At 63.3% G+C, this 10,779-nt stretch carries 11 protein-coding genes and 1 pseudogene; 9 read left to right on the plus strand and 3 right to left on the minus strand.

Annotation, left to right across the window (positions count from 1 at the left end):
- Positions 1-40: 40 nt before the first annotated feature.
- The 8 genes from X803_RS0114130 (at position 41) to X803_RS20265 (ending at position 7,345) form a co-directional block, all read left to right on the plus strand.
- Positions 41-445, plus strand: coding sequence for a TadE/TadG family type IV pilus assembly protein (locus X803_RS0114130; RefSeq protein WP_026545628.1), 405 nt, complete (start codon positions 41-43; stop codon positions 443-445).
- Positions 433-1,461: a pilus assembly protein TadG-related protein gene (locus tag X803_RS0114135; protein WP_026545629.1), complete on the plus strand. Its 1,029-nt coding sequence runs from the start codon at positions 433-435 to the stop codon at positions 1,459-1,461. The genes X803_RS0114130 and X803_RS0114135 overlap by 13 nt, the downstream gene beginning before the upstream one ends.
- 28 nt (positions 1,462-1,489) lie before the next feature.
- Positions 1,490-2,281 (plus strand): Flp pilus assembly protein CpaB, encoded by a 792-nt coding sequence (gene cpaB / locus X803_RS0114140; RefSeq protein WP_026545630.1) that lies wholly within the window; start codon positions 1,490-1,492, stop codon positions 2,279-2,281.
- Positions 2,278-3,471 (plus strand): CpaE/TadZ family protein, encoded by a 1,194-nt coding sequence (locus tag X803_RS0114145; protein WP_026545631.1) that lies wholly within the window; start codon positions 2,278-2,280, stop codon positions 3,469-3,471. Before cpaB ends, X803_RS0114145 begins: the two co-directional genes overlap by 4 nt.
- A complete protein-coding gene (locus X803_RS0114150) occupies positions 3,471-4,934 on the plus strand; it encodes a TadA family conjugal transfer-associated ATPase (protein ID WP_026545632.1) in 1,464 nt (487 codons plus the stop codon). Before X803_RS0114145 ends, X803_RS0114150 begins: the two co-directional genes overlap by 1 nt.
- 5 nt (positions 4,935-4,939) lie before the next feature.
- Entirely contained in the window at positions 4,940-5,884 is a 945-nt protein-coding gene (locus X803_RS0114155; RefSeq protein ID WP_084033811.1) for a type II secretion system F family protein, read from the plus strand.
- A gap of 9 nt (positions 5,885-5,893) precedes the next feature.
- The gene (locus X803_RS0114160) at positions 5,894-6,778 is read left to right on the plus strand and encodes a type II secretion system F family protein (RefSeq protein ID WP_026545634.1); all 885 of its coding nucleotides are present in this window, start codon (positions 5,894-5,896) and stop codon (positions 6,776-6,778) included.
- Between the two features lie 108 nt (positions 6,779-6,886).
- Entirely contained in the window at positions 6,887-7,345 is a 459-nt protein-coding gene (locus X803_RS20265; protein WP_051470779.1) for an Hpt domain-containing protein, read from the plus strand.
- Positions 7,346-7,360: 15 nt separating this feature from the next.
- Here X803_RS20265 and X803_RS0114170 read toward each other — a convergent pair whose 3' ends face one another.
- Positions 7,361-8,140: a response regulator transcription factor gene (locus tag X803_RS0114170; RefSeq protein WP_026545635.1), complete on the minus strand. Its 780-nt coding sequence runs from the start codon at positions 8,138-8,140 to the stop codon at positions 7,361-7,363.
- Between the two features lie 241 nt (positions 8,141-8,381).
- Here X803_RS0114170 and X803_RS0114175 point away from each other — a divergent pair, with 241 nt between their 5' ends.
- The gene (locus tag X803_RS0114175) at positions 8,382-10,040 is read left to right on the plus strand and encodes a PAS domain-containing sensor histidine kinase (RefSeq protein ID WP_026545636.1); all 1,659 of its coding nucleotides are present in this window, start codon (positions 8,382-8,384) and stop codon (positions 10,038-10,040) included.
- Between the two features lie 63 nt (positions 10,041-10,103).
- On the opposite strand, the gene X803_RS0114180 is transcribed toward X803_RS0114175, so the two are convergent.
- Positions 10,104-10,574: a sensor histidine kinase gene (locus X803_RS0114180; protein WP_026545637.1), complete on the minus strand. Its 471-nt coding sequence runs from the start codon at positions 10,572-10,574 to the stop codon at positions 10,104-10,106.
- A gap of 65 nt (positions 10,575-10,639) precedes the next feature.
- A pseudogene (locus tag X803_RS22875) lies at positions 10,640-10,779 on the minus strand (tRNA pseudouridine(38-40) synthase TruA); the annotation flags it as partial.

Consider the following 10,779-nt stretch of genomic DNA (forward strand, 5'->3'; position numbering starts at 1 on the left):
TCTACCCGCCACACCAACCCGTCACAATGTGAGGAACGAAATGGGTCAGAAGAACGAGCGCGGAGCCGTAGCTGTCGAAATGGCGCTCCTTCTTCCTGTCCTCCTCCTGCTGCTCCTCGGCATCATGGAATTTGGCCGGGCCTACAACGCACAGGTGACCCTCACCAACGCTGCCCGTGAAGGGGTGCGCGTCATGGCGATTACCACCGTGCAGGCGGATGCCCGGACCGCGGCCACCAACGCCATGTCTACCCTGAATCCGACGGCGACCAACCCAACCTTCGCTTTCACCTTCGCGACGACACCTGCCTCAAGCCCGAGCCCCACTACATGCGCCGCCGGTCGGCAGGTATCCATGACCATCTCCTACAGTCTGAGCTCGCTGACAGGCATCGCGGGCCCATTCTCGATGACAGGCAGGGGTGTTATGCAATGCGGCGGTTAGCACCTGAGCAGGACGGAGAACGCGGCGCTGCCGCAGTTATCGTCGCTCTTCTCATGGTGGTCCTGCTCGGATTCGGTGCCCTCGCAGTTGACGTCGGACTGCTCTATTCCGAGAAAGCTCAACTTCAGAACGGGGCAGACGCCGGCGCTCTTGGGATCGCACAGGCGTGCGCCAAGAACACCGCGGACCCTAAGTGCACCATCACCTCGCCACTCGCGAAGGATTTGGTGGACAAGAATTCGCTGGACAATCTCAGTAACGTCCAGTCCATCGCCCTGGATGTACCGAACCGCAAGGTCACTGTCACCGCTGATCCTCTCGAAGCTGGAAGGACAGATAACCGGGTCTCGCTCTACTTCGCCAATGTGCTCGGCATACCGGCGTCGTCGGTTGTGGCAAAATCTTCTGTGATCTGGGGGAGCCCGAGCAAAGGAACATCGCCCTTCCCGCTGACCATCTCGAGATGTCAGGTCACGAATGTACTGATTGACGGTGCGGTCCAGCTCATTCGGAGCCATGGCGACAGTACGACTGACGATTGTCCTAGCACATCCGCTGGGGGGGATACGCCCGGAGGCTTCGGTTGGCTCGTACAAGACCCGGGAAGCTGTGGCGCCTATATTGACATTGCCGTCAACGAGGCGTCCACGAACACGGGCAATGACCCGCCCGGGAACTGCGATAACTTGCTCAACGGATGGGCAGCGGACATAAACGCAGGCAAGCCCGTTATTGTGCTCCTGCCCGTCTTCGAATCAGTGACTGGAACGGGATCAGGAACGATCTACGACGTCAACGCGTTCGCTGCATTCGAGGTCCGAGGCTGGAAGTTCGCTGGCGCGAGCACGCTGCCGCTGACCTTTCGCAACAGGACGGAGTGGGCAGGGACCAACGCGTGTTCCGGTTCATGCCGAGGCATCATTGGACGCTTTATTACCTACACGGCGCTGTCCAGCGACTATGAACTGGGGCCCGTCACGCCCTATGGCGCCACCGTTGTCAAACTCACCAGCTGATTTCAATTTCTAGTATCTGGAGCTCCCTGTGAAGTCCCGCCTCATCGCCGGCGTCGCCGCTATAGTCCTCGCCCTCGTCGGAGCGGTCATGGTATTTGCCTATGCCAACCGCGCCGACGCCCGTGCCGTTGAGGACCTCGAACCGGTCGACGTCCTGGTGGTTCAGGCTGAAGTTCCGGCTGGCACGCCGGTTGCGGATCTCGCCGCCTCCGTGGCAACCACCCAGCTGCCGGGCAAGTCGGTCGCTGACACGGCGCTCCCCACCCTCGAAGGATCCGCGGGCATGGTGACAGCGGTTGACCTAGTGCCAGGTGAGCAACTCGTGGCAGAGCGGCTGGTCAAGCCCGAAGACCTCGTGACCCCTGGGTCTGTAGAAGTTCCCGCGGGGCTGCATGAAGTATCCATCCTTGTTGAGCCGCAGCGCATCGCCGGTGGGCGGGTTGCTCCCGGGGACTATGTCGGCGTGTTCATGTCCATGGGCGCGGGCGGATCCGAAGGAGAAGAGGAGGGCGGGGAGTCCTCCGGCAGCGAAAAGTCCACCCAACTGGTTGTACCCAGAGTTCTTGTCTCGTCCGTGCAACGCGCCCCAGAGCCCGCACCCGCTGCCGAGGGCGTGGAGATGACCGAGGAAGAAATAGCTGCAGCAGAAGCTGAGGCGCTGCCGAGCGGTTCCCTGATGGTGACCATCGCCCTCAATCCCGACCAGGCCACCCGGCTTGTCTTCGCCAGCGAGTTCGAGTCCATCTGGCTCAGCAAGGCAACCGCCGCAGAGGGCGACGCTCCCCCATTCATTGTCAACGACGAGGAACTGTACCGATGAGCCGCTTCCTTCTCATCACAGCCGATGTCTCCTTCGAGGAAAAACTTCGCCTTGCCACCGCTGGTGGACTCGCCGGTGATGTGCTGACCTTCAGTCCCAACCTGGTCGCCCAGCCGGAAGACGTGCTGGATCTGCTGATGGTCCAGCAACCGGAGGTGCTGGTCCTCGGGCCCGGTGTGCCTCTGGACGGTGCACTGCGCCTCGCAACAATCGTCGATGTCCGCTTCCCAAACCTGAGCATGGTGCTGGTCGCTGAGGAGAACGCCGACGTGGTGCTGTCCGCGATGCGGACTGGTATCCGCGACGTCATCGATCCGACGGCCGATATCCCGAGCATCAGACTGCTGCTTGAACGCGCGTGTCAGGCGTATGCCAGCCGCCACCGCGCAGAACACGTGCAGACCGTAGCCAAGCAGGACCAGGGAATGGTGATCGGTGTTTTCTCCCCCAAGGGTGGAGTTGGGAAGACCACCATCGCAACCAACCTCGCGGTGGGGCTTGGCAAGCTGGCCCCCATGGGCGTTGTGCTGGTGGACCTCGACCTCCAGTTCGGCGACGTCGCCTCCAACCTGTACCTCACACCCGAATACTCGGTGCTCGACGCCGTTTCAGGCTCCGCAAGTGAAGACACGATGGTGCTGAAAGCGTTTCTGACGCCACATCCGTCGGGAATCTACGCGCTGTGTGCTCCGTCGAATCCTGCCGATGCCGACAGCATCTCCGCCGATCAGCTGGCGGTCCTCATACAACAGTTGACCTCAGAGTTCCCCTATGTGGTCATTGACACTGGGCCCGGGCTCACCGAGCACAGCCTCGCAGCCCTCGAACAGTGTACGGACGCCGTCTGGGTCACCGGCATGGATGTGCCCAGCGTGCGTGGGTTGCGCTCCGGCCTCAACGTTCTCGGCAAGCTCGATCTCTTTCCCGAGTCTCGCCACGTTGTCCTGAACTTTGCCGACTCCAAAACCGGGTTATCGGTCCAGGATGTCGAAGCTACCCTCGGTGCGCCTGTGGACGTCTCGATCCCCCGCTCACGAGGGCTCTCCCTGGCCACCAACCGGGGAGTACCGCTGCTGCAAAACGACGTACGGGACCCCGCCACCAAAAAGCTTCGTGGCCTGGTCCAGCGATTCGATCCGAAATGGCGGGCAACCAGCCAGCGCAAACTGCACCGGAGGGTGGTTATTTGATGAAACTCTCAGAACGCCTTCAGCAGGCAGACCCGTCAGCGCCCGTCAAGAGCCCACCTCCGCGTAAACCTGAACCGTCAACGTCTACGCCCTCGGCGGGGGAAGCTCCCTCGTCCGTCTACCAGAGCGCCGTCGTCGCCGGCTCCGCCAGCGCCGGTCCGGAAACTCACGGCAGCCGCGTTGACGTTTTCGCCGGGCTGAAGCAGCGTGCGGCGGAAGCGCTCTACGAGCGCATGGGTGCCCGTTTCAGTGACTCCACCCTGAAGGAAGAAGACCTTCGCGTCGTTGCCCGCGAAGAGCTGAGCCAGGTCATCGATGCCGAGCAGGTTCCGCTCACGCCGGACGAGCGCCGCCGCCTCATTCAGGATGTTGCCGACGATGTGCTTGGCTTCGGCCCTCTCCAGCGCCTGCTGGACGACGAGGACATCAGCGAGATCATGGTGAACCGGGCGGACCAGATCTACATCGAACGCCGCGGCAAGCTGGTCCTCGCCGACACCCGGTTCAAGTCCGAGGAGCACCTGCGCCGGGTGATCGAACGCATTGTCTCCAAGGTCGGCCGCCGCATTGACGAGTCCTCCCCCTTTGTGGACGCGCGCCTCGAAGACGGCTCCCGTGTCAACGCCGTGATCCCGCCGCTGGCCGTGAACGGCTCCTCACTCACCATCCGTAAGTTCAGCAAGACGCCGCTGACCGTGCAGAACCTCATCAATTTCGGGACGCTGACCCCCGAAATGGCGGAACTGCTTGACGCGTGCGTCAAGGCGAAGCTGAACATCATCGTGTCCGGCGGCACCGGTACCGGCAAGACGACACTGCTCAACGTGCTCTCTTCCTTCCTGCCCCACGGCGACCGCATCGTCACCATCGAGGATGCCGTGGAGCTCCAGATTCAGCAGCAGCACGTGGTGCGCCTCGAAAGCCGCCCGCCGAACACCGAGGGAAAGGGCGCGGTAACCATCCGTGACCTCGTGCGCAACTCCCTGCGTATGCGGCCCGACCGCATCGTCATCGGTGAGGTCCGTGGCGGTGAGTCCCTCGACATGCTCCAGGCCATGAACACGGGCCACGACGGCTCCCTGTCCACGGTCCACTCCAATTCCCCGCGAGACGCCGTCGCGCGTCTGGAGACTCTAGTCTTGATGGCCGGTATGGACCTGCCGCTCCGCGCCATCCGCGAACAGATTGCGTCCGCCGTCCATCTGGTCATTCAGATCTCCCGCCTTCGGGATGGCAGCCGCCGGATCACCCACGTCACCGAAGTGCAGGGGATGGAGGGCGACGTCGTCACTCTCCAGGACGCGTTTGTGTTCGATTACTCGGCGGGGGTGGATTCCTCCGGACGCTTCTTGGGCAAGCCGATCCCTACCGGCATCCGGCCACGTTTTATGGAGCGCTTCGAGGACATGGGCATCACCGTATCTCCGGCGGTGTTCGGCGCTGCGCTGAGCGGCCGGAGGTAGCACCGATGACCCCGACGAACCTAATGTTCCTGTATGGGACGGCGTTGATTTTCGCTGCCCTCGGGCTGCTCTTCCTTGCCACGCGACCGCACCAGTCTGCGGTCCCCCTGGACCGCCGTCGTCCGCCGGTCGAAGAGTCGGACTCCAAGCTCACCCGGTTCGCCGGATCCGCGGTGCGTTCCGTGGAGCGTTTTCTGAAGAAACGTCCGCAGCGGCTCTACCGTCCGGAGCTTCTGGAAACGGCTGGCGTTCGGTTGACCCAGGCGGACATGTTCCTGCTGGTCATTGCCGGCGGCCTTGGCGGACTGGCCCTCGGCTTGGTGGTGGGCGGCCCTCTGCTGGGGATCCTGTTTCTTCTCCTGGCTCCACTCGTGGCCCACCTCGCCCTGATCTTCCGGATCAGCCGCCGGCGTGCAAAGTTTGATGACCAGCTCGGCGATACCCTGCAGCTTCTCACCGGCGGCCTACGGGCCGGCCACAGTATTCTGCGGGCTATCGATGCCGCTGCGATTGAGGCCGATGCTCCAACCTCGGATGAGATGCGCCGCGTCGTGACGGAGACCAGCCTGGGCAAGGATCTGCTGGCGTCCCTGACCGACACCGCCACCCGGATGGAAAGCGAAGATTTCACCTGGATAGCGCAGGCCATCCAGATCAACCGCGAGGTCGGCGGGGACCTCGCGGATGTACTCGACCAGGTGGGGGCGACCATCCGCGAGCGCAGCGAAATCAAGGGACAGATCCGCGCGCTCGCCGCGGAAGGCAAGTTCTCGGCGTACATCCTCGTGGCACTGCCGTTCGCCATTGGCGCCATGCTCACAGTGGTGAGCCCCGGCTACGTCAACCCATTGTTCGAGGAGCCGCTGGGCTGGGTCATGATCGGCGCGTCGGTGGTCATGATGACCATCGGCTGCCTGTGGCTACGCAAAATCATCGATCTGAAGTTCTAGGAGGCCGGCGTGAATCCAGTGCTGTTGACATCCCTGCTGCTCGTCGCCGCTCCCCTCGGATACCTGGCGTGGGCTTTGCTCGACCCGGGAAACAAGATCTACAAGAGCGTCCAGGCCAATCTCACCCGTGGCATCAGCGCGTCCGAGGAGGTCCGTGCTGAGCGCTTCGGCACGCTGGCGCGCTTCGGTTTCAGGCTGACCCCGGCGTCGTATATCGAGAAACTGGACAAGCTGCTCGCGCTTGCTGGGCGCCCCGCGACGTTGCCCCTGGGGCGTGTGCTGGGCGCCAAGCCCGCGCTCTGCCTCGTCGGTGCGGGACTCGGCTACCTCATGGCGAGCGCCGCCCAGAAACCAATGATCACCATGCTCGCCATCTTTCTGACCGTGCTGGGCTACTTCATCCCGGATCTCCTGCTCTACAGCAAAGGCCAGGAACGGCAGAAGGCAATGCAGCTGGAACTGGCGAACACCCTGGACCAGATGCTGATTTCGGTCGAGGCCGGCCTCGGCTTCGAAAGCGCCATGCAGCGGGCCGGCGAAACGGGCAAGGGACCGCTCGCCGAAGAACTGGTCCGCACCCTGCAGGACATGCAGGTGGGCCGCAGCCGGCGCGAGTCCTACCTGGCCCTCGCCGACCGCACGACCATCCCTGAACTCCGCAGCTTCGTCAAGGCGATCGTCCAGGCGGACGCCTACGGCATCGCGCTCAGCGGCGTTCTCCGTACCCAGGCGAAGGTGATGCGCGTCAAGCGGCGCCAGCGTGCCGAGGAAAAGGCCATGAAGCTGCCCGTGACCGTGCTGTTTCCGCTGCTGTTCTTCATTTTCCCCGTGCTGTTCATCATTATTCTCGGGCCGGCAATCATCAACGCCATTGCGACGTTCAGCGGCTCCTGAACTTCAAGTTCAGAGTCGCAGAGTGCGCAAGCCGAAGAATTCCGCAGGCTTTCCACAGCATCACCCGTTTCACCCACTTCTCCTAGATTCAGAAAGTAGCGTTAGCTCATGACCCTCTCCTGCTGCAGCGCGGACGACAGTGACGCAGAACCCCTGCACTCTGTTGACGATGCTGATGCGCGGGGTGACCTGAGCGGCGGCGACCGCACAGACAGGGCACCGCTGGTCGATCCTGACGTGCTCCATGATCTTGAGGATCAGCTCGACAGCGCCGCGGCTGCCCGGGCCTTTGTGCGCGATTACGTTGCTGTCTGGGATGAGCGGGAGTTGCGCCTCTCCTCGGCCGTTGCCCGCCAAAACCAGGCGGCGTCACTCGACGCAGTCCTCAGCCTCAAGATCACGTCCACCATGGTGGGAGCAACCCAATTGGTTGCGCTGGCACGCGGGCTGGAGAAACTGCTCCGGGAAGGCAGTCTTGACGAAGCTGCGGCGGTGCTACCCCACCTGCACCGCTGTGGGCTCCGCACCATGCGGGAACTGACGGTCATGCACCTTCAGAAGAACTAACCCGGACCCTGGAACTCAGTCGGCTCGTCTCGGCACCAGCCGGTAGCCGACCCCGCGCACGGTCATCAGCCAACGGGGGCTCCGGGGGTCCTCCCCCAGCTTCCGGCGCAGGTTCCCTATATGCACCTCGATGGCACGTTCATCTGCTTCACTGATGTAGGTGTCGGTCCGGTAATACTGCCCCCGGACCACCCGCACCAGGTCTCCCTTGGTCCGGACGGCTCCCGCGCTGCGCAGCAGCTCATGGAGCAGATCGAACTCGCTGCGCGTCAGCACCAGTTCCTCGCCCCGCACGGTCACCGTCCGGGTGTCCTTATCCAGCACCAGACCGTTGTGGCGCAGAAGCGAGTCCGGCCGCGCCGGCGGTGCCGTTTCCTCCGCAGGAGGTGCCGCCGCCGTCGTTGGCTTTTCACTGGGAGGGCCACTCCGCGGGCGCCGCAGCATCGCGGCGATCCGGGCCCGCAACTCGCGTGGGCGGAAGGGCTTGGTGACGTAGTCATCGGCGCCTGCCTGCAATGCGGTGAGCGTGTCGATTTCCTCGTCATGGGCGGTCAGCATGATCACGTAGCAGTCACTGAATCCGCGGATCCGGCGCAGCACCTCATAGCCGTCGATGTCCGGCAGCCCCACATCAAGGGTGACCAAAGTGGGATTGTGCTCCTTGACGGCCTCAACCCCGCTGCGCCCATCGGCGGCGGCCTGGACTGTAAACCCGGATTGCGTAAGCACCGTGCTCAAAAGGTTGCGCACGTCGAGATCATCCTCGATGACTACGGCTGTACCTGGATCGGCCACTATTCCCCCTGCCCCGACAGGACTGTTTGTTCTACCTGATCACAATTGGCGGACCAGTGCGACCGTCCTGAAACTGCCGCGTGTTTCACAGCATACGCGCGGACCGGTCTCAAATAGGGAACTTCGTGCACCATCCGGGAGTTCTGGTTCCCCGTTATGTCCCAAGTAGGGACATAATGGTCGTTATGTCGTGGTCTCAGAGGCATGTCCTCAGTGTTCTGTGCGCGTGCCAGGCGACATCATGAGTGAACGCGTGATGTACCTGAAGGCGAAGCACCTCTATTCAACCCTGCACTACCGCACGCGGATCGGGTTATGTGAGCTGCCGCTGGCGCTCCTTGTAGCCATCATCGCGACTATCGTCTCCATCACCGCGCCCTCCCTGTTCACCAATCCCCTGTTCCTCGCCGGACTGGTGCTGCACGCCGGACTGCTCGCCGCGAGCTTCCTGACCCCGTGGGAGAGATTCCGGCCGGGCTCCTACGTGATCATCCCGCTGCTTGACTTCGTGGCCATCGGCCTGACCCGTAACGGCTCGGTGGACGTGCTGCCCGGGCTGAGCCTTCTGGCTATATTCCCCGTGATCTGGATTTCCGCATCGGCCATACGGACGAGGCTGAGCCTGCTCGCAAGTTTCCTGGGGCCCTTCGTCATCCTGGCGGTTCCCCCGCTCCTGGGATTCGCGCCCCCCAGCCAGTTCTGGACAGCCGTCCTCCTCGGCCTGGCAATGGCCACCGTCTCCGTGTCCCTCCGCTTCGCCAGCCTCAACTCTGACTACAGCCAGCGCAAACTCGAAGCGTCCAAGGCGGAGGTCGACCGGCTGCAGGGCGAGAACGCCGAACGCGCTTTGGTTCTCGAAGCCATTCTCGACACGATCGACGTCGGGCTGGTTGCCCTGGACGCACATGGCAACCGCACCCTTACCAACCGGCAGCAGCGGTCCTATGACCGCCTCGTCAAGGCCGGTGAACAGGACGACGACGGCGGCAGCCACCTCTACGCGGCGGACAAATCCACTCCGGTACAGCCCAACCGGTACCCGGTGCATCGCGCGGCGGCCGGCGAGACCTTCGCCAATTACCTCGTGTGGATCGGTCCGAAGGAATCACAGCGCGCCGTCATGACCGCCGCAACCGCCATCAAGGACGGCGATGGGCAATTCGCCGGATCGGTGATCGTCTCCAGCGACGTCACCGATATGGTCGAGGCGCTCCGCGCCAAAGAGGACTTCGTATCCAACGTGTCCCACGAGCTGTGGACGCCGCTCACCTCGATCATCGGGCACCTTGATCTCGTGCTGGATGACGAGGACCATGGCCTGCCGGCCGACACCGAACGCCAGCTCTCGGTAGCCCGCCGCAACGCCGAACGGCTGTACGCGCTGGTGTCCAACCTGCTTGCCTCGGCGTCCGGGGCAGCCAGCGTTCACCTGCGCCCCACCGACCTCACGGGTCTGGTGGAGAACAGCATTGAATCGGCCGGCCCGCAGGCTGCAGATACGGGGGTCAGTCTGAAAGCGGATGTCCCGGACATCCTCTGGACCAGCTCCGACCCATTGCGGATCCGGCAGGTGATCGACAATCTTCTGTCCAACGCGATCAAGTATTCGCCCGACGGCGGGACCGTCACCGTACGGGCCCGCGAGGAGTGCGACTCGGCCCTGCTCGAGGTGCAGGACACGGGCATCGGCATGTCCCCGAACGAGACCAAGCTGATCTTCGGAAAGTTCTTCCGCACGGAGGCCGCCCGTCAATCCACTATCCCCGGCGTTGGGTTGGGCCTGTCAATTACCAAGGCGATTGTCGACAGCCACGGCGGAACCATCCGCTGCACCAGCCAGCCGGGCGCTGGAACCACGTTTACGGTGACGCTGCCGCTGCACCGGCCGGAACAGAACTAACGCGGCGCGGGGCATAGCTTCCGCTGACGCCGGGCGCCCCAGCCCTGGGATAACCGACCAACCTCAGTCCACCGGTAAGGTCACCGAGATGCTTGTCCCCTGGCCCGGGACTGCGCTGATGACGGTGGTCCCGCCTGCCAGATCCACTGCACTGCGCATGAGCCGAAGCCCCATCCCGGAGCGCCTCCCGGTAGTGGCCCGAGGCACATTGAACCCGACCCCGTCGTCCGACACCCGAAGCTGGATACCGTGGTACGTACTTGCCAGCCGGACCGTGACCGTAGTGGCTTCAGCGTATTTGTAGATGTTGCTCAGGAGCTCCTGAGCGCACCGGTACAGGAGGGCCGCACTTGCTCGGTCGATCGCCATGCCGTGATGAGGTGTCTCAAGCTGCACTGCAATCCCACGTTCCCTGAGTGGAATTGTGAGTCGATTGATAGTTCCTGCCACTCCGGCACCATGAAAATCAATCGGGCGCGTGTCGGTGAGTACGCCGTGAATGGCGACCACCTCGTCGGCTAGTTGCTGTCCCATACCGCTACTATGCGCGCGGGTTCTTGGCATTTTCTGGGGACACGCTCTGACCGACCGAGCTGATCTCAGGGCTCCCGCCTGGCACGGGTGAGTGACGCGCGGAGTGCCAGCTCGGCGGCGTCGTCGGGGTAGCGCACTTCCTCCAGCACCAGCGGGTGAGCCGGTGCGAGAACTGACCGGGCATCCTTGCGGCGGGATTGAAGCC

The organism is Arthrobacter sp. 35/47 (genome assembly GCF_000520475.1).
Taxonomy (GTDB): domain Bacteria; phylum Actinomycetota; class Actinomycetes; order Actinomycetales; family Micrococcaceae; genus Arthrobacter_D; species Arthrobacter_D subterraneus.

Bases quoted from the DNA above. Each gene is read 5' to 3' on its own strand.
- X803_RS0114130 (WP_026545628.1), top strand. From the start codon at position 41: ATGGGTCAGAAGAACGAGCGCGGAGCCGTAGCTGTCGAAATGGCGCTC.
- X803_RS0114135 (WP_026545629.1), top strand. From the start codon at position 433: ATGCGGCGGTTAGCACCTGAGCAGGACGGAGAACGCGGCGCTGCCGCA.
- X803_RS0114145 (WP_026545631.1), top strand. From the start codon at position 2,278: ATGAGCCGCTTCCTTCTCATCACAGCCGATGTCTCCTTCGAGGAAAAA.
- X803_RS0114150 (WP_026545632.1), top strand. From the start codon at position 3,471: ATGAAACTCTCAGAACGCCTTCAGCAGGCAGACCCGTCAGCGCCCGTC.
- X803_RS0114155 (WP_084033811.1), top strand. From the start codon at position 4,940: ATGACCCCGACGAACCTAATGTTCCTGTATGGGACGGCGTTGATTTTC.
- X803_RS20265 (WP_051470779.1), top strand. From the start codon at position 6,887: ATGACCCTCTCCTGCTGCAGCGCGGACGACAGTGACGCAGAACCCCTG.
- X803_RS0114175 (WP_026545636.1), top strand. From the start codon at position 8,382: ATGAGTGAACGCGTGATGTACCTGAAGGCGAAGCACCTCTATTCAACC.
- X803_RS0114180 (WP_026545637.1), bottom strand. From the start codon at position 10,574: ATGGGACAGCAACTAGCCGACGAGGTGGTCGCCATTCACGGCGTACTC.